The following is a 22,724-nucleotide window of genomic DNA, read 5'->3' on the forward strand; positions in this document are numbered from 1 at the left end:
TACAATACCAAAAATAATAATAACAGTTGTATACCCAAGAATCAGCCAGTCTGCATGTGTCATAATATAATCCAGTTATCAGGTATCCCGTGTTAAGGCGATCTTTAAGCCTGTTGTCAGCAAGAACCACTGTACCCGTTCAGTGCTGTTGGCAATAACGTATTGTTTATGCACAAGAGCGTTGTTACAAATAACGTATACATTGAGCATAGACCTCACCCACATTTTTGTAATGCCATAAAGCAAGGCTACACCTTTAATCTACTGACGGTATGCCAGGCCAGAAGAGATAAAAGGGTAGTTGTCATCATCATCTGTTCCTGACGCCAGGTTAATGACACATACATATGAAAATGTATAACCGCTGCACGCTTTTTAGCACGTTATCTGTAACATACCGTGTTAATCAATTCCGTAAAACCGAGTGTAGTGTAAGTGAATTTCGAGTAATTGTCATTATGATTATATGGTGGTTAACTTATTTTTCAAATTATGATTAAACTTTCGTTTTTTATCAGTTCATCAGGACTTATGAAAAATCTGGACGTAAAAAACATATTTACGTCCAGGCTTTCTTTTTAGCAAATCGATTTTCCGGTAAAATAGGGGGTCGACCACATGCGCTTATATTCCCATTCAGGCCTTAGTATGCCGATGGAAAAAAGTAATTTTTTTTGTCTTTCCTGGCAGTAATGTCTGGCACGGTTAATATTTAGCCACATTAGTATGCTGCCGGGACTGAGTGGCCTGAACTCATTTTTAATTGCACCATTAGATACGTCAAAGTAGACGTTCATCTGGCTTTCAGATTTCAATACGATATCAAATGCACAGGGTATCCCTTCAATATAAAGAATATGCCCAAACAGAAGGTGATGCAGTTGACTAAAAAAGGTGGCAAGGTTATCAGCGGGATAGCAAGATAACGTATTGCCGAAACGAGACTGAAATAACTCGATAAAAATATGAGTCAGTTCATCAGAAGAACAATCAGCAACGCTTTTTACACTACCGCCTTTTTTAAGAAATTGCTGATATTCATTACGGCGTCTTTTTTCAAACTTAGAAGAGAACGTTTCTTTGACCAGACAATTTTGTTTTTTTCTGGTGAGTTTCCATATGGCATTGCGTATTTGTGGCTGATGCAACGCCGAAAGCCGGTTAGTACGATCGGGTAAGAAGCAGCGTAAATCTGGTGCCATCGGAATAAGTATCTCATCTGACGATAGCGGGAAGGTTCTGCGCGTCAGGATGCCAATATTCTGATCATTACAGATAAAGTAGGCGCCTTTAATCTTATCATCTTCTTTATAGTGGAAGAATTTAAAATGCCAGTTATGGCGCTTCATAAAATAATCCACAATATCTGGGTGCATATTGATACTACCGCCGTATTGCGTAAACACCTCCCGGTATAGGGCAAAGGAAGACGGCTGCCAGCGGGTTAATATACGCTTAACTTCTTGTATTTTCACCAAAACTCCTGACTTAGCTTACTGAAAATTCTATTTTGTATTATTTTTTTGCTCAACCAAATAAAAATGTGACAAATGTTTAGCTTGTATTTAATGGTTAACATGCTAATCGATGACGTTATGGTGAAGGGAATAAGATTAAGATGTTGATCATAGCATGAGTGAAAGCGACGGTTTAATGCCGCGCTTTTCACTCGCAAGCCATTCTGTATTTAACCATCCAGTAGCGATACAGATTTCAAAGAGATCCGCTGAACGGTAGCAGGATCTGCACATCCGCGTATGAAATAGTTCTACCGGGAGAGGCTGTTAACCTCTTGTATTATTGTATCCAGAATATGATAGCGTTTCCGATACTCTGCGCGTTTTTTGCTGGGGATACTTTCAGGCGCTTTACGCATCACCTGTGATGGCAGATGATATAAGGCACCTTTCTTAACGCCGTTTAGCGACTCCCAGAATTCACTATAGCTGGCCACAAAAGTTTTTTTCTTCTGGAATAAGTACCTGAGTTGACGATAAACATGGTTGTTTTCACTTACCGCATAAATCTCGTCGACATTACAGGCCAGCATCAATGTCGCAAATGCTTCATACAGCATCCGTTTAGGAAAGAGACCGTAACAATCTTTGGTGGCGTTACGTATGACTTGTGGGCCGACATGTTTACTGGGCCCTTGTAACCCGGCAACCAGCGCTATTTGCTTCCCTTCATGGCGGATAAAGGAAAATGATAAACGTGCCAACGGCGTATCATTGAAGCACAGCGTTAATGTCAGTTCACCTTCCCTGTCATAGCCACAGGGACCGCAGTAGATATCCACCAGAGCGCCGTTTTTTCCTTCCAGGTGAGCGAGCAAGATTTGTTCCTCGGACAGGAGGATCTTTTTAATTTTATTTTCCGGAAAGGACTGAACGAACTGGTAGTGTTCCAGAATAGCTTTTGCCCGGCAACGTATGCTAAGCCCGGTATACAAATAGGGCCGCTGGATTTTTGCCGGCAACAGTGGACGATGAATGATCAGCGTTCTGGGCTGAGACAGATGGCATAATTCATTGAAGTATTTAATTGTCGTTACAGGGTTAATAAGGCAACGTAATACAAATTTATAGCGAAACTTACGCTCTCCCCAGCGTTTATGGCGATAAGGCGTCTGCGCCATGACTTCTTTTAACATTAATAATGGATTATATCTTTCCATATCACTTTGCTGCATCGTCATACTACGTCCCTACTACTCGATAGACTTATAACCGAGACGGTAGCCTGATTGAGTTAAACGTAAAGGCAACGAAGAAGACCTGTACAGACGACGTTGTTAAACAGTTTATCAATGGCAGCAATAAAACGCCTGAACACGCTTTTTAATAGGTTTTCTGCTAATGAGTGGGATGAGTCCTGAACGTAGTATTAAAACGAATGCCGTGTTTATTATTTTAAATAATGTTTATACTCTAAATAATTCGAGTTGCAGGAAGGCGACAAGCGAGCGAATCCCCAGGAGCTTACTAAAGTAAGTGACTGGGAGGAGGGAACGCAGCCGCAGCACATGCAACTTGAAGTATGACGAGTATAAGCCAATATATTTATTTGGCTGCTATTGTGTAAGCCAGACAGCAAAGCGTCGTGATACGTTATTATGTAACCAAACGCAAAGGGGGTATTCACCTTATCTCTAAATGCAAATCTATATGATAAATTTTATCATGTACTGTGTTGCTCTCTCTGGGAGAAAATATATGCAGCGTTCACTCGGTAGTCTGGCCGGTATGGCTACATCTGCTTTTGGCGCGGGGACTTCTGCTGCTATGCGGCAAGCTACCTCTCCCAAAACTATTCTGGAATATATCATCAACTTTTTTACCTGTGGTGGGGTACGTCGGAAAAATGAAGCACAATATCAGGAATTGATAGACACTATGGCTGATACATTGAAAAGTTCAATGCCTGACAGAGGTGCTCCGTTGCCAGAAAACATTATACTGGATGATATGGATGGGTGTCGTGTCGAATTTAATCTTCCTGGTGAGAATAACGAAGCTGAACAAGTTATTGTACGGGTCAGTAAAGGCGACCATTCTGAGACGAGAGAAATTCCGCTTGTCTCTTTTGAAAAAATATGTCGAGTTTTACTATTCAGATACGAATTTTCTATCCCTCAGGATTCTGTAATGTTAACTGCCCAGGGAGGCATGAATCTTAAAGGCGCTGTCCTTACCGGAGCAAATCTGACGGCAGAAAATTTATGTGGCGCAGACCTAAGCGACGCAGATTTAGGGGGGGCAGTACTGTTTATGGCGGATTGTGACGGTGCAAATTTTAAGGGTGCAAATCTATCGGGAGCATCATTAGGCGACAGTAATTTAATGAACGCCTGTCTGGAACATAGTATTATGTGTGGCGCTACCCTCGATCGCGCTAATCTTACTGGCGCCAATTTACAATACACAAGTCTGTTAGGCTGTAGCATGGTAGAATGTCTTTGCTCCGGTGCAAATATGGATCACGCTAATATTTCAGGCGCAACCCTTATACGTGCTGATATGAGCGGTGCGACATTACAGAGTGCTACTATAATGGCTGCTGATATGGAAGGCGCTATCTTAACCCGGGCAAACCTGCGAAAGGCTAGTTTCATTTCTACGAACCTGGACGGGGCTGATTTGGCTGAGGCTAATTTAAACAATACCTGTTTTAAAGATTGTACACTAACCGATTTGCGTACCGAAGACGCCAGAATGTCTACAAGTACACAAACACTCTTTAACGAATTTTATAGTGAAAATATTTAGCCTTTTTGACGTAAATCTGAAATAAAAGCAATGTAAGAATAACTATCTGCTACTGAATAGTAGCTGAGAGTAAATTATTTACAGTATCTTTTATTATTACAGGAGTATGCGACGATCAAAATATCTGAACAACCATTTCTATTTTCTCAAGTAGAACTTCCAACTAAAGCGAATTGTTTGAAAAGGAAAACGTTATGCCTGGATGTATAAGTGCCTGTTCGTGCGTTGCCAGCCCGACGCCTCCCGATCCTAAGGCCCCCCCTAAGCCTAAGTTGATAGAGTTAAAAGGTTATTGTGTTACATGTACTAGTCAGGAGGATATTCGTCCACCTAAAGAGGGTGAACCAAAGCAAAAAATGACACCCAGCGAGTTAGTGCTGTTACGAGGTCTTTTAAAAGACCTGGGGGTAACACAACATCCCTGGCAAGACCCGACAGTAAAATCCACTAACTGTGGGTTGCCATATTTTCCAGTAGATCCTGGAGAACGAGAAACCGATGTTTGATGGTTTTCTGTCTGCAAAGCGCCTGATAAATATTACCAGGCGCTTTGTATTTTGGCGCCAACATCACTTTCATCGTCATATATCGAATGATTACAATCGTATCCGATCCCACCATTACCCAGACGGAAAGTCGCTGGCAAACTGTAAGAACGGCTCGCCGTCGGCAGGGAAGCGGCGGTGAACCCTGAACCGTGCTATACCATCTTACCTGGTTGTTTATTGTCATTAACGCTTTGAAAAATAATTAATTTCCTCTATTCCTGTTTTGTAAAACCTTCGTTCAGTAGACGCATTCTGCCCCCCTTCCCGGATTTACTGGCAAAGTGGAGCCCGGACAGAGAGTCATATTGCAAAATCCCGTTTCCGTTTTTTTATTACCAGATTTTTGCGGTTGAAAGATTGCCTTTTTCTTAATTGAATGATAATTATTATCATTAGCATATGATAATAATTACTATATGGCCGTAACCTGGCAAGGATGTGAGTTTGAGGGCAACAGCGCTACTTTAGACATTATTTAGGGAATGGGTATGAGAGTTAAGAAGTACATCTGGTTAATAACCGTGGTTTCTACAGGGATTAATAGTCCATTATCAGCAGCAGAATCTACAGACGACAACGGCGAAACGATGGTGGTTGAATCCACTGCCGAGCAAGTATTAAAGCAACAGCCGGGCGTTTCGATTATTACTCGTGACGATATTCAAAAGAATCCTCCCGTTAACGATCTTGCCGATATTATTCGTAAGATGCCTGGGGTTAATCTTACCGGCAATAGCGCCTCGGGGACGCGCGGAAATAACCGACAAATTGATATTCGTGGTATGGGGCCGGAAAATACCTTAGTGCTGATTGACGGCGTGCCGGTGACGTCGCGAAATTCGGTTCGCTATAGCTGGCGCGGAGAACGCGACACCCGTGGCGATACAAACTGGGTACCGCCGGAGATGGTAGAACGTATTGAAGTGATCCGTGGGCCCGCCGCCGCGCGCTATGGCTCCGGTGCCGCAGGCGGGGTGGTGAATATCATCACCAAACGCCCCACTAATGACTGGCACGGCTCGCTGTCGCTCTATACCAACCAGCCGGAAAGCAGCAAAGAAGGTGACACCCGGCGGGGTAACTTTAGCCTTAGCGGCCCGTTGGCTGGTGATACGTTGACGATGCGCCTGTACGGTAATCTCAACAGAACCGATGCCGACAGCTGGGATATTAACTCCTCCGCCGGGACCAAAAATGCCGCCGGACGGGAGGGGGTCACCAATAAAGATATTAATAGCGTCTTCTCATGGAAAATGACCCCGCAGCAATTCCTTGATTTTGAAGCGGGATATAGTCGGCAGGGGAATATTTATGCTGGCGATACGCAAAACAGTACTTCAAACGCGGTTACCAAAAGTCTGGCGCAGTCCGGGCGGGAGACCAATCGCCTGTACCGGCAGAATTACGGTCTAACTCATAACGGCATCTGGGACTGGGGGCAAAGCCGCCTGGGGTTCTACTATGAAAAAACCGATAACACCCGCATGAATGAGGGGCTCTCCGGCGGCGGCGAGGGGCGTATTACCAACGACCAGACGTTCACCACTAACCGCCTGACCTCGTATCGCACCAGCGGCGAGGTGAATGTCCCGGTGATATGGCTATTTGAGCAAACGCTCACCGTCGGCGCGGAGTGGAACCGCGATGAGCTGAACGATCCTTCCTCTACCAGTCTGACGGTTAAGGATAGCAATATCGCCGGGATTTCCGGTTCGGCGGCTAACCGTAGCAGCAAAAATAAATCGGAAATCAGTGCGCTGTACGTTGAAGATAATATCGAACCCATGGCCGGTACCAATATTATTCCGGGTCTGCGTTTTGACTATTTGAGTGAATCCGGGAGTAATTTTAGTCCCAGTCTTAACCTTTCCCAGGAGTTAGGTGAATACGTCAAGGTGAAAGCCGGTATTGCCCGTGCCTTTAAGGCACCGAACTTGTATCAAACCAGTGAGGGGTATTTACTCTATTCGAAAGGCAACGGTTGTCCAAAAGATATTACGTCAGGCGGCTGTTATCTGGTCGGTAATAAGAACCTCGATCCTGAAATTAGCATCAATAAAGAGATTGGGCTGGAATTTACCGTAGACGATTACCACGCAAGCGTCACGTATTTCCGTAACGATTATCAGAATAAGATTGTCGCAGGTGATAAAATTATTGGCAGAAGCGCATCTGGCGCTTATGTATTGCAATGGCAGAACGGCGGTAAAGCGCTGATTGAAGGTATTGAAGCCAGCATGGCTGTTCCGCTGATGCCGGATCGTCTGAACTGGAATACCAATGCGACTTATATGATCGCTTCTGAGCAAAAAGATACCGGCAATCCCTTATCGATAATCCCGAAATATACGGTGAATACCTTCCTCGACTGGACTATCACCAGCGCGCTCTCCGCTAACGTCAACTGGACGTTATACGGCAAGCAAAAACCGCGAACACATGCGGAGTCGCGTAGTGAAGAGACCAAAGGATTGTCCGGGAAAGCGCTGGGGGCTTACTCACTGGTCGGCGCTAACGTTAACTACGATATCAACAAGAACCTGCGTCTTAATGTCGGTATCAGCAATATCTTCGATAAACAGATCTATCGCTCCGCCGAAGGGGCAAATACCTATAACGAACCGGGTCGGGCTTATTATGCCGGTGTGACGGCCTCGTTTTGATGGATTATGCCCGCCGCTGGCGGGCATATTCTGGCGGCGGGTTAATGGCAGCGTGGTTTTTGGCTTGCCGGTTCGCGACTGATATCCAGCAATGCACTGCGAAAAGAGGCGTTAAACATGGGCCCGTGGCCCAGGCCCGGGTAATGCTGCAGGGCCGCGTTAACGCCGTTGTTCTCAAGCGTTCTCACGGTCTCCTGAACTTTTTGCAGGAGCTCGGCCATCTGGCGTTGCCTGCTATCTCCATTCGACGCTGAACCTTCCATTATAATGAGTTTCTTATGGCAGAACGGCGACGGCTTCACTGCCGTAAGGCGATTCAACAGGGCAAAATTATCCCTGCTGAGTGACGGGCTGGCGCTGTAATAGATATGAAAGAAGGATGACGACAGCCAGGAGTCCAAAACGAACAGGCCGCCATAAGAATGTCCCCATACCCCGCGCCGTTCGGGGTTGATGGTTATTCCTTGTTCCACCTGCGGCGCGATATGTCTCTCCAGTAGCTGGCGGAACGCTGGCCCGCCGCCGGTTTTACGATGAAAACGCGGGTTATTTTCACTGCCTTCGCGATCGATTCCCGGCGCCGGCGTATAGTCATAAGCTCTGCCGTTAAGATCAAACGGCAGGTTAGTCTGATAGCCAATCGCCACAATCACCGGCGGCGAGTGGTCTGCCAGTTGTTTGAGCAGCGCCTCCGGCAGCCTGTCCATCACTGCGTTGCCGTCCAGCATATATAAAACAGGATAACCCGACGGCGGGGCGGCTTTATTGGGAATAGCGGTCCATACCCGGTAATGTCTTGCGCCATCGGCAGATTGAAAGTCATTGACCCTAAAATGGTAATATCCCGAACCTTTATCAGCAATATTCGGCCCTAATGGCTGCATGTCCGGCTGCGCATAACTCAGCGCGCTAAAACAAAAACTCACTAAAAATAGCGCCATGCGATAGCACTTGTTGTGGTACTGGCGACCATACATCGGATGTGATTCCTTTTTGGCAGGTGAAGTTTTATCGGGGCAGTAGACGTAATCCGTCAATCAGCGCGCCGCGCCACCAGGCATAATCGTGACCGCCGGTGTACACGCTGCAATGGCTTTCGACGCCGGCGGTGCACAATTTTTCATGCAACTGTTTGACCTGCGGGACCGTCGAACCTTCCAGCGATCCCACGCACAGATGCGTACGTACGGCTGGCGAGGGCGCGGATAACACATGTTCGCTGACCCATGAGCGCTCTTCTGCGCTGAAATGGTCCGGGCGGTTGCAGTTGTCCGGCGTCCACCACATTGAGGGGGAGTGGCTCAGCACCAGGCCGAAGCTCTCTGGCGCGTGGCGGGCCGCCATCAGCGCGGTCACGCCGCCGAGGCTTTGCCCAGCCAGCACCGTTTGTGTACGGTCCGCCCACCGCCGTTCCGGGTAGTTGGCGCGAAGGGTTGGCAGCAGGCGTTCGGCAATGTCGAGCACCAGCTCGCGGCGACCGCCGAGGATTGCGACGCGTTCACCCGCGTTGATGTTATCAATGCCGAGTACGGCCACCGGCGCGATGCGTCCGCTGCGGATGGCGGCGTCAATGGCGGCGCTTACCCCAAGATGGTCGAACCAGATCTCGCCATCCGTGAGTACCAGTAAGCCCAGCGGTTGTACGACAGGAACGTCAGGAAGATACAGCCGCACACGGCGACGTTGTCCGGCGAGCCGATGTTCTGAGGTGAAAAGCTGCCCGGCGTAAGCGCGACAGCCTGACCACTCCTCCTGTGCCGGGGCATGATCCAACGCCAGAACGGACTCCTGCGCATTGCCCCAAACATTTATTCCCGGCGTGCTGTTCAGCGGGTCCGCCTTCCCGACAAGGGAGGCGAAACGGCTTCCAAGCTGCAACACCGTCTCGTCCGGGGTTTCCGGTGGTATTTCGACCATCGTATAGGAACCGCAGTAGGACGCCGGTAAGCGAAGCGTCAGATGCCAGATATCCGTTGTGGGCAGTTGCGTCATCATACCTTTCGCCACGTTATCTTTATCGGTGACACGGTTCAGGCGAACATAAACCCCCCGCAGAGGAGAGGCGGCACGCCACAGGAAGGTGACTTCCCGTTCATCGTCTGCGTCGTTAATGGCTGTCACCAGCGGCAGCGCGAGCGAGTTTGCTTCTCGCCAGAAGTGAGAAGCGTCAACCTGGCTTCCGGCGGCGAGTTGACGGCGAAGGCGCGTAGCGGTCTGTATAGCGACAGGAGCGACGGGCGGGCTCAGTCTCATTCTTTGTATTCCATCTCATTTATATTTCGGTCAGTATCAATAGCTAAAGCGGCTGTTACAGGAACAGCCGCTTACGGGCTTTCTTTTGCGTAAATAGTGGCGATAAAAACTATCCTATGACCTCTCCTTGCGTATCGCGTGTCTGGCCGATGCTGTCCCGCCACAGACGAGCATACAGGCCATGAGCCGCTATCAACTGCTCATGGCTGCCATATTCAGCGATACATCCTTTATCGATTACGACAATCACATCGCAGCGGCGAGCGGTGGTCAGCCGGTGCGCGACGATAAGCGCGATGCGTTTCTCGGTATGCGTCACTCCGGTAAGCGAGGTTATTAAGCGCTCCTCGGCGCTGCGGTCGATACGCGCTGTCGCCTCGTCGAGCAGCAGAATGTGCGCCTGTGCCAGTTGGGCGCGGGCGAGGGCAATCAACTGACGCTGGCCCGCGGATAGATCCGTGCCGCCGTTATTGACCGGAGTACGAAACCCCAGCGGCAGATGTTGCACAGTTTCAAAGAGTCCCGCCCGTCGCGCCGCGATCTCCACCTCCGTGTCGCTGCTGTCTGGCCGCGAATAGCGGATATTTTCGGCAATATCGCCGCTAAATAATGCGACATCCTGAGTGACCAGCCCCGTCTGGCGACGATAATCACTAAGCGACGCGGCATCAATTAGGCGCTCACCGACACGGATTTGCCCGCTGCCGGGAGAGTAGAGCCCGGCCAGCAGCTTGATCAGCGTCGATTTGCCGGCGCCGCTACGTCCGACCACCGCGACTACCGTTCCTGGCGGAATGGTGAGCGAGAGATTATCAAGCACAGGTTGCGTTTTTTCGGGATAGCGGAATGTCAATGCCTCCAGACGTAGCGCGCCGCCAGTGCCAGGCGTTATGGAGGACGGTTCAATATTCTCCGTTTCCTCAGTCGCCAATAGCGCATTGATATGTTTGCCGCTGGCGGTCGCCTGCTGCCAGGAATCAACAATGCCTGACAACTGCTGTACCGGGCCATAAAATTGTCCCAGTAGCAGGAAGAACGCCGCCAGTATCCCGGGCGTCATTTCGCCTCCGGCGACCCGGGTCGCCCCGATTAAAAGCACGGCGGCATAGGCGGCCTCGGTGCAGAAGGTCAGGAACGGAAAATAGACAGCAAGGTATTTTTGCGCCCGCACGCGGGTGGCGCGGAAGTTGTCTGATAACGCCCGTAGCCTGGCGGCTTCCTGCTTTTGTTGACCGTGTGACTGCACTACCCGCATACCGGAGACCTTTTCCTGAAGCGTACTGTTCACCTTACCAATTTCCAGCCGTGCCTGGGCGTAAGCAGGCGAGCTCAAACGGCGGTAAATCCACGTCGCCAGTATCACGACAGGTACGGCGCTTAATGCCGTTAACGCAAGAATGGGGTCAAGCCAGAACATTGCCGCGGCGATAGCGACCATCGTCACGATGCTGGTGGCCGCGCTGGCAAGACCGTTTTGCAGAAATCGGGCGAGTGAATCAACGTCGACGGTCATGCGAGTAAGACGCGAGTCGATGTGCTTCTCGTGCCAGGGAAGACTCAGGCGTAGCAGGTGGCTGAAGCTGCGTAAGCGTACCGTATGCTGTACCGACTCTGCCGCGCGGGCGGCGAAGATCGTTTGCAGCGCATAGCAGCACCAACCGTTCGCCACCAGGCACAGCGCGAGCAGGGCGCATATGCCAATAGTCGACATATCCCCTGCGGCAACGCCTGAGTCAATACCGCGCTGCAAAAGCACCAGCACGCCAACGCCTGCGGCGGAATCAAGCGCGATAAGCAGGGCGGCGATGACGAACATCCAGGCTACTGGCGTCAGCAGCGATGAGACTTGACGCCCGTGGCCTGCCAGCGCCATCTGTACGGCGCGTTCTGGAACGCGCGTCATCCGGTCGACAAAACCTTTTCCGGCGGTTGTCTGGCGCTCATGCGCGTCGTCGGATTTTACCGCCTGCGTTGTTGGCCATAGCGTACGTTGTTCTGCCGGGGCAAGGGCGAGAAAATCCCCCTCGCCGCTCATCAGCGAGCGAAACGTCGGACACCTTGCATCCAGCTCCGCCTGGGTACCGATATCCACGACGCGGCCTTTATCCAGCACGACGATCCGATCGACTAACTGCAGTGTTGAACGGCGGCGTGCAATCACCAGCAGCATATGCTCATTATCGGCATAACGACCAAGAGCCGTGTTAATTTCCGCTTCAGTACCGGCATCGACCGCCGAGGTGGTGTCATCGAGAATCAGCAGTTCCGGCGCGGTAATCAGTGCCCGGGCTAGCGCAATACGCTGGCGTTGGCCGCCGGAGAGGTTGCTTCCGCGTTCGGCCAGTCGGGTGTTGAACCCCTGCGGTAGCGCATTGATGAACCCGCTGGCGCCTGCGGCATCGGCGGCGCGTCGAATGTCGTCCTGAGTCGCTTGCGGGTGCCCATAGGCGATGTTTTCCGCCACCGTACCGGCAAACAGAAACGCGTCTTCAAATACTACGCCAACGCGACGACGAAGCGCCGTCAGTTTCAGGTCGCGAATATTCTGTTGACCCGCAGTGGTGTTGAGCCACACCCCGCCGGAGGTGGGATCGTAAAAGCGCGCCAGCAACATCAGCAATGTTGATTTTCCGGAGCCGGATGCGCCAACCACTGCCACGGTTTCACCGGCGTGAATGGAAAACGAGATCTCATTGAGGATACGGTTACCGTTGTCGTAGTGGAAACTCATCTTCTCCACGTCCAGCCCGATAATCTGGCCCTCAACCGACTCAGTACCGTCTTCCATGCGAGAACGCGTGTCGATAAGCGCGAAGACGCGCTCTACCGACGCCTGTGTGCGCTGTGCGATAACCAAAAACGATGCCAGTACGCGGGTAGGGCCGGTCAGCATAGCGAGAAAACTCGCGAACGCAACGAAGGTTCCCAGATCGATGCGCCCGTTCATTACCGACCAGCCGCCATAGCACAGCAGGACGATTTGCCCTATCACCGGTAGCGCCAGCATGGTTGCGCCCGGCATCGCCTGCGAGATAGCGGCGCCGATGCGTACCCGCACCATCTGCCGCGACTGACCATCGAGCCAACGCGTTTCGCGCAACTCCGCCACGCAGGACTTCATCACTGAGATCTGTTCCAATACTTCGCGCATATGCTCCGTCATGTGCGCCAGCCGGTCTGAGGCAAGCCCCGTTTGCGCGAAAACACGGCGACGGGCGCGCAGGGCGGTAATAGCAAGGGCGGCCAGTACGCAAATCACGATAAGCGTCATGGATGGCGACATCCATAGCATCACCGCGATACCGGCCACATAGTAAGTGAGCACCGCCAGCGGCACCGGACACATCTGTAGCAAGGTGTGTACCTGTTGAAGATCGCTGTTGGTACGCGAAATGACCTGCCCGGTACGCAAGGCGTCCTGGCCTGCGCCGTCCAGTTTTTGAATACTGTCGAACGCACGGTTACGTAACGTATGCTGAACCCACAGCGAGAGTTCCCCGGCATAGCCGCGGCGCACGTAATTCCCGATAAAATCAAAAAGGGCAATTAACAGCAGGCCGCAGGCAAGTAACGGCAGGTGGGTCGTATCGCCTGCTATCGCGTCATTGACGGCCTGACGCGTTATTAGCGGCGTCAGCGCAGCCAGTAAAATGGTCGATACTGATGCTACGATGACAATGATGCTCAGTGTTTTACGTTCCCAACACACGCGGGCAAGGCGAACTATCCAGGCACGAGCGGGCATGGGGGAATGAGTCGCGGGCATTAAGCCTCCTTATCGATGAAAGATGAGATATGGCGACACACGCTGGGTTCAGCCGCCATATTGTCATTGCGCTGCCGCGGTTAGCCGTGTTGCAGCATGGCGATCAGTTTTTTTGCCACCTCGGTCGGGCAAGGCTGGGCCGCCATTTCCGCCGCGACCTCCTGCGACGCCTCGCGAAGCGCGCGATTACCGAGGAAGGTATTGATCATGCTGCTCGTAAGCCCGCTCTTACCGGGAATAATGCCGCATCCGCGCTCGACCACGGCGCGGGCATTGACGGGTCTGTCTGCCCCCTGGCCAAAGACTATCTGCGGAATGCCGGCATGTAGCGCCGTCAGGGTGTTGCCTGCGCCGCCATGGTGGATAAAACCGTCGGCGCCGTTAAGGAAAACGCCCATCGGAAGCCAGTCGACCAGACGGACATTCGGCGGCAGTGAACGTAAATCCGAGCGGGCGTTTGCCGGAAGATGCAGGATGATTTCGGCATCTACTTCGCCGGCAGAATCCATTACCCAGGAAATCAGATCCAGGCCATCCACCATCGGTTTGACGGTGCCGAGGCTGACCAGAAGACGCTTGCGATCAGGTGTACGTTCCCACCATTCTTCCCAGACGGCGCCGCCGTTATACGGGACGTATTGCATGGAGATAACCGGCTCTCCGTCATTTTGCAGTATGCTCATGCTGGGCGGTGTGACGTCTATCCACGCCAGATCTCTTGGTGTCGCGCTGACCCCATGGCGGCGGTAGGCGTTAGAAAGTGATTTCGTCACGCCTTTGATGTGCCAGGGCGTATGACCGAAGCCGACGGTTTGCATCACTACCGGAATGTCATACTTAGCGGCAATCAGTGGTCCAACGACCCCAAGGGGAGGGTAGACGATGAGATCTGGTCGCCACTGCCCGGCGAACGCGACCAGCGGGTCAGTCATCTCTTCGCTGAAGAATGAGAAGTTCCCCATTTTTGTTCCAATGTTATTTTCTTTTCGCAATGCCTCCTGACGGCGATAACCCGCTTCCGAATCGAAACCAGGCGCAGCGTCAAATACCACCAACCCCGCTTCGGCTGCTTTCTGTGCAAATTTTCCACCGCTTGCAATCAGTACTTCATGGCCATTAACACGAAACGCTTGCGCCAGGGACAGCACAGGGTATAGCAGTCCATACAGTGGGGGACCGACAAACAGAATACGCATGAGAAATCCTCTCTCTCCACGTCATAAATCGAACAAGTCGTTAATGAGAATGATAATAATTACCAATATCATTTGTAAAATGCAATAACAAATACGACCCTTGTTCATGTGATGATTTTTTGCGTAAAAATTGGGGAAGAGGAGAGCGTTAAGCGGTGAAGTTTGGTTTCAGGCTTATTTACGCGCGTATGGTCGCGAAGGCAAAGCGTCAGGATTGGGGAACTGGATTCGCATACCAGACGCCCGTGGATTATTAATGATAACTTCGCAAATAACCTTTCAGACAATGAGGTAAACGTACCGACAGCAAGGTAACGGGAAACGTAGGGAGTAGTATTGATAACACGTTGCGGGGCAATTTAACGGTGTCCGGCGGCGGATCGTGTTCTGTGCAGACTTTCCGGCGTTAAATCCCGTATCACCTGCGAGCCTGGACTATCTCTGTGGTATCAACTCTGTAGTAATTTTGTCCCCTTCGTCTTCATTAGCCAATGAAACCGGCTTTAACGTCACCGTTCGAATGTTGCGAACGAACAGCTCCTTATGCGGATATCGTCACCGCTCTGCGATTTTTATAGCGCATCAGCCACACGATTTATTGGTTCTTGAAAACCAAGGTTTTTGATAAAGCAATCCTCCATGAGAAAAGCGACTAAAATTCTTCCTTATCTGATGTAAAGGAGAAAATCATGGCTACTATTGGGTATATTCGGGTGTCAACAATTGACCAAAATATCGATTTACAGCGTAATGCGCTTACTTGTGCAAATTGTGACCGCATTTTTGAGGACCGTATCAGTGGCAAGATTGCAAACCGCCCCGGCCTGAAACGGGCGTTAAAGTATGTAAATAAAGGCGATACTCTTGTCGTCTGGAAATTAGACAGACTGGGCCGCAGCGTGAAAAACCTGGTGGCGTTAATATCAGAATTACATGAACGTGGAGCTCACTTCCATTCTTTAACCGATAGTATTGATACCAGTAGCGCGATGGGGCGATTCTTTTTTCATGTAATGTCAGCACTGGCCGAGATGGAGCGAGAATTAATTGTCGAGCGAACCCTTGCCGGACTGGCTGCCGCCAGAGCGCAAGGACGACTGGGAGGGCGCCCTCGGGCGATCAACAAACATGAACAGGAACAGATTAGTCGGCTATTAGAGAAAGGCCATCCTCGGCAGCAACTAGCTATTATTTTTGGTATTGGCGTATCTACCTTATACAGATATTTTCCGGCAAGCCGCATAAAAAACGAATGAATTAAAATAAAAATTACAACAGGATGGATATAACATTTTTGTAATACAGGCGTATGGCATAAATAAACCGGAAGAGTATACGAAAAAGACAGCATCTAATTAAAAAGAGAAAAAATTCAACGCATTAACATATATAGTGTAGCGCGCTCACGATAAGGCCTATGTTACATCCAGCTATAGACGACATCGCTCAAAACACTACCAGACACAGTATTCACCTGGAAAGGCTTTTTAATCAAAATGTTAGATGTAAGCAATTACGGACAGAAAAAATAGTAAAGTTTATGCCTCAAGTGTCGATAACCTGGATGACACAGGTAAGCCTGGCATAACATTGGTTATCAAAAACCTTCCAAAAGGAAAATTTTATGGCACAAGTAATCAACACTAACAGTCTGTCGCTGCTGACCCAGAATAACCTGAACAAATCCCAGTCCGCACTGGGCACCGCTATCGAGCGTCTGTCTTCTGGTCTGCGTATCAACAGCGCGAAAGACGATGCGGCAGGTCAGGCAATTGCTAACCGTTTTACCGCGAACATTAAAGGTCTGACTCAGGCTTCCCGTAACGCTAACGACGGTATCTCTATTGCGCAGACCACTGAAGGCGCGCTGAACGAAATCAACAACAACCTGCAGCGTGTGCGTGAACTGGCGGTTCAGTCTGCTAACAGCACCAACTCCCAGTCTGACCTCGACTCCATCCAGGCTGAAATCACCCAGCGTCTGAACGAAATCGACCGTGTATCCGGCCAGACTCAGTTCAACGGCGTGAAAGTCCTGGCGCAGGACAACACCCTGACCATCCAGGTTGGTGCCAACGACGGTGAAACTATCGATATCGATCTGAAGCAGATCAACTCTCAGACCCTGGGCCTGGATTCACTGAACGTGCAGAAAGCGTATGATGTTTCTGCGACAGACGTTATCAGCTCTACCTATAGTGATGGTACTCAGGCGCTTACGGCACCAACTGCAACTGAGATTAAAGCTGCATTAGGCAACCCGACAGTAACTGGCGATACATTGACTGCCACCGTATCCTTTAAGGATGGTAAATATTATGCCACTGTAGGTGGTTATACCGATGCGGGGGATACTGCCAAAAATGGCAAATATGAAGTTACCGTTGATAGTGCTACAGGGGCTGTATCATTCGGTGCTACCCCAACTAAATCTACTGTTACAGGTGATACCGCTGTTACTAAGGTACAGGTTAATGCTCCTGTAGCAGCAGATGCTGCCACGAAAAAAGCCTTACAAGATGGGGGCGTATCATCTGCGGATGCAAATGCCGCGACATTGGTCAAAATGTCTTATACCGATAAAAATGGTAAGACAATTGAAGGCGGTTATGCGCTTAAAGCTGGCGATAAGTATTACGCCGCAGATTACGATGAAGCGACAGGAGCAATTAAAGCTAAAACCACAAGTTATACTGCTGCTGACGGCACTACCAAAACAGCGGCTAACCAACTGGGTGGCGTAGACGGTAAAACCGAAGTCGTTACTATAGACGGTAAAACCTACAATGCCAGCAAAGCCGCTGGTCATGATTTCAAAGCACAACCAGAGCTGGCTGAAGCAGCCGCTAAAACCACCGAAAACCCGCTGCAGAAAATTGATGCCGCGCTGGCGCAGGTGGATGCGCTGCGCTCTGACCTGGGTGCGGTACAGAACCGTTTCAACTCCGCTATCACCAACCTGGGCAATACCGTAAACAACCTGTCTGAAGCGCGTAGCCGTATCGAAGATTCCGACTATGCGACTGAAGTCTCCAACATGTCTCGCGCGCAGATTCTGCAGCAGGCTGGTACTTCCGTTCTGGCGCAGGCTAACCAGGTCCCGCAGAACGTGCTGTCTCTGTTACGTTAATTTATTTCGTTTTATTCAGCCCCGTGAATCCGGGGCTTTTTCATTCAGCATAGATGAATATATCTTTATGGAATGTATAGCTGTAAATGATATTTCCTACGGGCGAGAGGCTGAAATATGGCCGCGGGATTATTCTATGCTTGCTCGTCGAGTTCAATTTCTACGTTTTAATGATATCCCTGTTCGATTGGTGAGTAATAATGCCCGGATAATCACAGGCTACATTGCGAAGTTTAATCCGAAGGAAAATTTGATTCTGGCTTCGGATAAACCTAAAGGAAATAAGCGCATTGAAGTTAAACTAGAGTCTCTGGCAATTCTTGAAGAATTATCAGGTAATGACGCTTTTAATCTTTCGCTGGTGCCGGCTGACGGATTTAATCTTCAGCAATATACTCCATCAAGAAGAGATTATTTCTCGATTTGCAATAAGTGCTATAAACAGGGAGTCGGTATCAAAATCTATATGAAGTATGGACAGGTTTTGACTGGCAAAACGACAGGCGTAAATGCGTGTCAGGTTGGTGTGAGGACATCCAATGGCAATCATATGCAAGTTATGTTTGACTGGGTGAGCAGGATCACGTCTTCGGATTATGCTGAATAACGCATACGGTAATAAAAAATTCCGTGAGAAAATATTGCTCCTGGAGGAACAGAGACCATTCGACAGCGCATAGATAGTTTCGCCGCTGCTCGTGCCACTACGGCCAGGACGCTTAAAGCAGCTGACAGAAAAGAATTGATCATTAAAGCTTCGCAAAGAAGGTCTGCTGAATCTTCGCAAATCTATGGATACCGTAGCCCAACATCCTGGCGTCTCACGGGCAACTGCTTATCTTTATGCTCGACAGTCTGACTGCGAGCTTTGCCCCAGCCAGGCAGGACTCTCAGTGAGTGTTCTATTTTCTTTGACTCTCGTATTCCAATTCTTTCGGGAGTTATTGGTGAGACTTTTGGCGTTTTGCCCTGTCACCCATCGCGCAGCCGCTTTACCCACCGCGTCATTTGACTCCAGTGTCCGTAAGGTTCTCTGCAATCCTCACCAGGCGGCAATAGATGTAAAAAAGCCCGCAGAGCTTGTGCTGTGCGGGCTTTCTGTACTTCGCCGGACGTATCCGGATCATTATTTGGTGGAGCTGGCTGAGAGCAACACCAAATACTAACTGTCTGACTCTTTGAGCAATGTAGCGGGAGTCAATGTCACATTAAGGCAGTAATTTTCAAGTGGTTACACAAGCTTGTTCATATCAATGTTAAAACCAGCTTGTTTCATTTCTTTGGCTAACTGAAGATGCCATGCGTTTGCCTCGTCCATTTTTATGTAGACGACCCCACTAATATCATTCGGAAGTTCTATTGCTCCATCAACCAAAGCTACTACACGATCTCTTCCTAACTTACCTATCAAAAAACCATGTTCGAAAACAACGTTTTGACGGGCTCTTAACTGTAGGTCGTCTGCATTGCCTTTGGCATTGCCTATATCGTCCGGCGTGTATAGCACAACAGCAAATCCCACATCAGTAAACTGCTCGATTTTCTCTATTATGGTTCTACCAGAGCTTGCTTGTTCATGCAGAATAATAGCTTTGTAATCCAATTGTTCTACAAAACGAGCAGTCTTGATCTTCGCTGCATCATCATGCCCGTGAACAATGAAAACTTTGTCAGAGTTTGCGTTTGTTGTTGATTTATTTGTTTTTTTTTGATGCGATCGATTTTTTGCTGCCAGCGGGACCAGTGATGAATTCATCAGTTACATCAGGAGCTCGATATATCGCACGTTCTAGGTAAGACGGTCCGCCAAACATAATCACACTTGAATTTCGATCTTCTGCTTCTATCGCAGGTATAAAAGATTCAATGCTGGTTTCAGTAGCCTTAACAGTTAATCTGTTGATTTCTGATGTTTGAATAGTCGTGCCGTTTACTGTAATTGGATTGCCTAGCTCGTAAGGTTCTATGAAGCGAGCAACCAGCTGCTCTTTGGTGAGATCTGTTTTGTTTTCTTCAGCACCATCTTTGCCAGTTTTTACTGGTTTCTTTTGAATAACAACGTGATACAACATATCATTTTCCTTGTATGGCACGATAATTACTTTTAGTCTACTTGCTGTTTTAAGTACCTTGTTCTGAGCGCTTTTTTGCGGCTTTGAGCTGCTGTGTAAAAAAACGAGCTCTATCTTTTTGTCTGAAGTCAACCTGACCGGCTGCATGCAGCTTACCTGCTAGCTTTTCTAGATGGATTATTTTTGTAGCGTTGTCTTTTGCTTCAGCCAAAGTAGCGAATTCTTTTCCGATTGAATCGTTATGTGCCCAACGTACCTTAAGTTCCCCATCCCGAATGACTATCCCCGTAAGCAGCTTTCCCTCTGATGACGGATAAAATCGCTCTTTTTTGTCTTTAGAGGTGAGTCCATGGGAACGAATACATTTTTTAGCTTGGGCGGCAAATCCTTTTGGGATTTTCGAACCAGAGAACGCCACATCGTCAACATATGCCGTAAATACTAAGCTGTTTGAGGCCGCAAGGTTGCTAAGCTCGTCGAACATGTCTTTATTGGCCCAAAACGCCATAGCCATGCTTATCGGACTGCCTGTGGGCACTTTTCCTGCAAAGGTTGAGAGATTGGTCATGATATAAGATACATCAGGTGACATCTCAAATTTTTCTACAAGTGCCTTGTAGACCTTTGCAGCCCTAGTCGAGGGGAAAAACTTATGAATGTCGAGTTTCAGAAGTTCAGTTGCTAGCTTATGTGATTCTACATTAGTAAGTGTTGAATGCTTCTTCCGACCAGAGTGAAGATATGGAGGTAGTTCGATTCTGCTCAATAAAACGCCGATTTTCCTATGAACCGCTTTGAGCTGAGCAATTGGTTCCTGTATTGTCCTTCCGGCATCATTTACAAATTCTTTGTACGCTGAGTCAAGCATTAGCTTGTCTGCTTGTTTCTTGGATAGCCCTATGATTTCAAGTAATTTTCTTTTATTTTTAAGCTTGAATAGAGGCGATTGATTCAGGGGATAAATCTTTGGGGGACTTTGAAGACTAGGGGTACGTTTTGTGCTTTTCATCGTTGTTGTTCCTATCCATTATAGCCTCCATTACAGGAATCCCTTGATGGATGCAAAGATGGAGGCAACAGCTTCAGAATGAAAAACAGCAGAAATCACTTCGCTGATAACTAAGGTAAACAAGAGCTTACCGGCATCTTTGGAGTATTTCTTTAGTCTTTCCTTCACACAAAACGTTTGCTGAACACTAGCCTGGTATTTTTTACGTGTCTTTCGACTTGTATTTGTCTTTCGACGTTTACGTGTCTTACGACTCATAATTACATCTCCTTCTCAGTTCCCGGTCACCACTATGGTTACCGGCCTCGCCTGAACTGACAGGAATAAGAGATGTTCAGCAATTAACCCCAGTATTCGACGTCACTGTGTGACGTCCCCTCGCCACAATCCGGCAATCCCAACTGTTACAGCAAGTACCAGAGCGTTGGTGATGCGTTAGCATCGTAACGTTGGAACATTGAGAACGTGTGGCATGCGTCGTGTGGGGAGAGAATAGAGGCCGAAGCCTCCACGATGGCTGACGAGCAGACCATCAAGCTTTTGCGAGGAGCTCTCTCCTAGGTACTAGCGGGGATATTTTATGATCATATTCATGTGGTTAGCAATAGAGCAGAGGATGAAGTGGTTTACTGAATTTGGCCACCTGAACAGAGGTGATATGCTCACCTCAGAACATTACAGGTGCCTCAATGAAAAAAAGAAATTTCAGTGCAGAGTTTAAACGCGAATCCGCTCAACTGGTCCTTGATCAGAACTACACCGTTGTAGCTGCGGCCAGTGCTATGGATGTGGGCCTTTCTACCATGACGCGATGGGTAAAGCAGTTGCGGGATGAACGACAGGGCAAAATACCTAAAGCCTCCCCTATAACCCCGGAACAAATTGAAATACGTGAGCTGAAGAAAAAGCTACAACGCATTGAAATGCAAAACGACATATTAAAAAAGGCTACCGCGCTCTTGATGCCAGACTCCCTGAACAGTTCTTGTTAATCGGGAAACTCAGAGCGCAGTATCCTGTGGTCACACTCTGCCACGTGTTCGGGGTTCATCGAAGCAGCTATAAATACTGGGAAAAAAGCCCCGAAAAGCCAGATGGCAGGCGAGCTGTGTTACGTAGTCAGGTTCTGGAACTGCATAACGTCAGCCATGGCTCTGCTGGCGCAAGAAGCATCGCGATTATGGCAACCATGAGAGGCTTCAGAATGGGACGCAGGCTTGCCGGCAGGCTCATGAAAGAACTGGGGCTGGTGAGTTGTCAGCAGCCTACCCACCGGTATAAACGTGGTTGTCATGAACACATCGTTATCCCGAATCGCCTTGAGCGACAGTTCGCAGTTACAGAACCTAACCAGGTGTGGTGCGGTGATGTGACATATATCTGGACAGGCAAGCGTTGGGCTTACCTGGCAGTTGTTCTCGATCTGTTCGCAAGGAAACCGGTGGGCTGGGCAATGTCATTCTCGCCGGACAGCAGGCTGACCATCAAAGCGCTGGGAATGGCGTGGGAAGCTCGCGGTAAACCAGCCGAAGTGATGTTCCACAGTGACCAGGGTAGCCACTATACAAGCAGGCAGTTCCGGCAGTTACTGTGGCGTTGCCGGATCAGGCAGAGTATGAGCCGACGAGGAAACTGTTGGGACAACAGCCCGATGAAACGCTTCTTCAGAAGTCTGAAAAACGAGTGGGTGCCAGTGACTGGTTATACAAACTTTAGCGAAGCTGCTCATGCGATTACAGGCTATGTAAATAGACCCGTTTTAGTTCCAGGCATTTTTTGAGATCCCGGCCAAATGATTGTGTTGCCGATATTCCTCCGG

At 49.1% G+C, this 22,724-nt stretch carries 16 protein-coding genes and 2 pseudogenes; 8 read left to right on the top strand and 10 right to left on the bottom strand.

Features of this window, described 5'->3' with window-relative positions:
- Window positions 1–578 precede the first annotated feature (578 nt).
- Both ACLJQD_RS03125 and ACLJQD_RS03130 read right to left on the bottom strand, forming a co-directional pair.
- Complete coding sequence (locus tag ACLJQD_RS03125; RefSeq protein WP_000701504.1) at window positions 579–1,475, bottom strand: antimicrobial resistance protein Mig-14; 897 nt, start codon at window positions 1,473–1,475, stop codon at window positions 579–581.
- 293 nt (window positions 1,476–1,768) lie between these two features.
- Window positions 1,769–2,698, bottom strand: coding sequence for a VirK family antimicrobial peptide resistance protein (locus tag ACLJQD_RS03130; RefSeq protein ID WP_000178739.1), 930 nt, complete (start codon window positions 2,696–2,698; stop codon window positions 1,769–1,771).
- 517 nt (window positions 2,699–3,215) lie between these two features.
- Here ACLJQD_RS03130 and pipB2 point away from each other — a divergent pair.
- The 3 genes from pipB2 to ACLJQD_RS03145 all read left to right on the top strand — a co-directional run bounded on the left by pipB2 (window position 3,216) and on the right by ACLJQD_RS03145 (window position 7,479).
- Window positions 3,216–4,268, top strand: a complete 1,053-nt coding sequence (gene pipB2 / locus ACLJQD_RS03135) for a type III secretion system effector PipB2 (protein ID WP_023242670.1) — start codon at window positions 3,216–3,218, stop codon at window positions 4,266–4,268.
- A 173-nt stretch (window positions 4,269–4,441) separates the two neighbouring features.
- A complete protein-coding gene (locus ACLJQD_RS03140; RefSeq protein ID WP_077907224.1) occupies window positions 4,442–4,774 on the top strand; it encodes a hypothetical protein in 333 nt (110 codons plus the stop codon).
- A gap of 530 nt (window positions 4,775–5,304) precedes the next feature.
- Window positions 5,305–7,479, top strand: coding sequence for a TonB-dependent siderophore receptor (locus ACLJQD_RS03145; RefSeq protein WP_023242669.1), 2,175 nt, complete (start codon window positions 5,305–5,307; stop codon window positions 7,477–7,479).
- Window positions 7,480–7,520: 41 nt separating this feature from the next.
- On the opposite strand, the gene ACLJQD_RS03150 is transcribed toward ACLJQD_RS03145, so the two are convergent.
- From ACLJQD_RS03150 to iroB, 4 genes are all read right to left on the bottom strand, one after another.
- Window positions 7,521–8,456, bottom strand: coding sequence for an alpha/beta hydrolase (locus ACLJQD_RS03150; protein WP_000274361.1), 936 nt, complete (start codon window positions 8,454–8,456; stop codon window positions 7,521–7,523).
- A 31-nt stretch (window positions 8,457–8,487) separates the two neighbouring features.
- The gene (locus tag ACLJQD_RS03155; RefSeq protein WP_017441169.1) at window positions 8,488–9,732 is read right to left on the bottom strand and encodes an esterase family protein; all 1,245 of its coding nucleotides are present in this window, start codon (window positions 9,730–9,732) and stop codon (window positions 8,488–8,490) included.
- A gap of 109 nt (window positions 9,733–9,841) precedes the next feature.
- Complete coding sequence (iroC, locus tag ACLJQD_RS03160) at window positions 9,842–13,498, bottom strand: salmochelin/enterobactin export ABC transporter IroC (RefSeq protein WP_017441170.1); 3,657 nt, start codon at window positions 13,496–13,498, stop codon at window positions 9,842–9,844.
- 80 nt (window positions 13,499–13,578) lie between these two features.
- On the bottom strand, window positions 13,579–14,694 hold the full coding sequence (gene iroB, locus ACLJQD_RS03165) for a salmochelin biosynthesis C-glycosyltransferase IroB (protein ID WP_017441171.1): 1,116 nt from the start codon (window positions 14,692–14,694) through the stop codon (window positions 13,579–13,581).
- 689 nt (window positions 14,695–15,383) lie between these two features.
- On the opposite strand from iroB, the gene hin reads away from it, so the two are divergent.
- The 4 genes and pseudogenes from hin to ACLJQD_RS03185 form a co-directional block, all read left to right on the top strand.
- On the top strand, window positions 15,384–15,950 hold the full coding sequence (gene hin / locus ACLJQD_RS03170; protein WP_000190908.1) for a flagellar phase variation DNA invertase Hin: 567 nt from the start codon (window positions 15,384–15,386) through the stop codon (window positions 15,948–15,950).
- A 368-nt stretch (window positions 15,951–16,318) separates the two neighbouring features.
- Entirely contained in the window at window positions 16,319–17,824 is a 1,506-nt protein-coding gene (locus tag ACLJQD_RS03175) for a FliC/FljB family flagellin (RefSeq protein ID WP_024137368.1), read from the top strand.
- Window positions 17,825–17,891: 67 nt separating this feature from the next.
- Window positions 17,892–18,431: a phase 1 flagellin gene repressor FljA gene (gene fljA / locus ACLJQD_RS03180; RefSeq protein WP_000388871.1), complete on the top strand. Its 540-nt coding sequence runs from the start codon at window positions 17,892–17,894 to the stop codon at window positions 18,429–18,431.
- A gap of 27 nt (window positions 18,432–18,458) precedes the next feature.
- Window positions 18,459–18,681: pseudogene (locus ACLJQD_RS03185) on the top strand (helix-turn-helix domain-containing protein); the annotation flags it as partial.
- A 374-nt stretch (window positions 18,682–19,055) separates the two neighbouring features.
- Here ACLJQD_RS03185 and ACLJQD_RS03190 read toward each other — a convergent pair.
- From ACLJQD_RS03190 to ACLJQD_RS03205, 4 genes are read right to left on the bottom strand one after another with little or no spacing between them, the layout of a single operon-like run.
- Window positions 19,056–19,580, bottom strand: a complete 525-nt coding sequence (locus ACLJQD_RS03190; RefSeq protein WP_371247732.1) for a TIR domain-containing protein — start codon at window positions 19,578–19,580, stop codon at window positions 19,056–19,058.
- Window positions 19,519–19,896 (bottom strand): hypothetical protein, encoded by a 378-nt coding sequence (locus ACLJQD_RS03195; protein WP_017442262.1) that lies wholly within the window; start codon window positions 19,894–19,896, stop codon window positions 19,519–19,521. Before ACLJQD_RS03195 ends, ACLJQD_RS03190 begins: the two co-directional genes overlap by 62 nt.
- 49 nt (window positions 19,897–19,945) lie before the next feature.
- On the bottom strand, window positions 19,946–20,905 hold the full coding sequence (locus tag ACLJQD_RS03200) for a reverse transcriptase family protein (protein WP_017442261.1): 960 nt from the start codon (window positions 20,903–20,905) through the stop codon (window positions 19,946–19,948).
- Window positions 20,906–20,935: 30 nt separating this feature from the next.
- The gene (locus tag ACLJQD_RS03205; RefSeq protein ID WP_017442260.1) at window positions 20,936–21,163 is read right to left on the bottom strand and encodes a hypothetical protein; all 228 of its coding nucleotides are present in this window, start codon (window positions 21,161–21,163) and stop codon (window positions 20,936–20,938) included.
- Window positions 21,164–21,594: 431 nt separating this feature from the next.
- Between ACLJQD_RS03205 and ACLJQD_RS03210 the strand changes: the two are divergent.
- Window positions 21,595–22,652: pseudogene (locus ACLJQD_RS03210) on the top strand (IS3 family transposase); the annotation flags it as partial.
- Window positions 22,653–22,724: the final 72 nt, after the last annotated feature.

Source organism: Salmonella sp. SAL04214 (assembly GCF_046550615.1).
Taxonomy (GTDB): domain Bacteria; phylum Pseudomonadota; class Gammaproteobacteria; order Enterobacterales; family Enterobacteriaceae; genus Salmonella; species Salmonella enterica.

What these genes read in the sequence shown, in the direction of transcription:
- ACLJQD_RS03130 (WP_000178739.1), bottom strand. Translation starts at nt 2,698, where the DNA reads ATGACGATGCAGCAAAGTGATATGGAAAGATATAATCCATTATTAATG.
- pipB2 (WP_023242670.1), top strand. Translation starts at nt 3,216, where the DNA reads ATGCAGCGTTCACTCGGTAGTCTGGCCGGTATGGCTACATCTGCTTTT.
- ACLJQD_RS03145 (WP_023242669.1), top strand. Translation starts at nt 5,305, where the DNA reads ATGAGAGTTAAGAAGTACATCTGGTTAATAACCGTGGTTTCTACAGGG.
- ACLJQD_RS03150 (WP_000274361.1), bottom strand. Translation starts at nt 8,456, where the DNA reads ATGTATGGTCGCCAGTACCACAACAAGTGCTATCGCATGGCGCTATTT.
- ACLJQD_RS03155 (WP_017441169.1), bottom strand. Translation starts at nt 9,732, where the DNA reads ATGAGACTGAGCCCGCCCGTCGCTCCTGTCGCTATACAGACCGCTACG.
- iroC (WP_017441170.1), bottom strand. Translation starts at nt 13,498, where the DNA reads ATGCCCGCGACTCATTCCCCCATGCCCGCTCGTGCCTGGATAGTTCGC.
- iroB (WP_017441171.1), bottom strand. Translation starts at nt 14,694, where the DNA reads ATGCGTATTCTGTTTGTCGGTCCCCCACTGTATGGACTGCTATACCCT.
- hin (WP_000190908.1), top strand. Translation starts at nt 15,384, where the DNA reads ATGGCTACTATTGGGTATATTCGGGTGTCAACAATTGACCAAAATATC.
- ACLJQD_RS03175 (WP_024137368.1), top strand. Translation starts at nt 16,319, where the DNA reads ATGGCACAAGTAATCAACACTAACAGTCTGTCGCTGCTGACCCAGAAT.
- fljA (WP_000388871.1), top strand. Translation starts at nt 17,892, where the DNA reads ATGGAATGTATAGCTGTAAATGATATTTCCTACGGGCGAGAGGCTGAA.
- ACLJQD_RS03190 (WP_371247732.1), bottom strand. Translation starts at nt 19,580, where the DNA reads ATGAATTCATCACTGGTCCCGCTGGCAGCAAAAAATCGATCGCATCAA.
- ACLJQD_RS03195 (WP_017442262.1), bottom strand. Translation starts at nt 19,896, where the DNA reads ATGTTGTATCACGTTGTTATTCAAAAGAAACCAGTAAAAACTGGCAAA.
- ACLJQD_RS03200 (WP_017442261.1), bottom strand. Translation starts at nt 20,905, where the DNA reads ATGAAAAGCACAAAACGTACCCCTAGTCTTCAAAGTCCCCCAAAGATT.
- ACLJQD_RS03205 (WP_017442260.1), bottom strand. Translation starts at nt 21,163, where the DNA reads ATGAGTCGTAAGACACGTAAACGTCGAAAGACAAATACAAGTCGAAAG.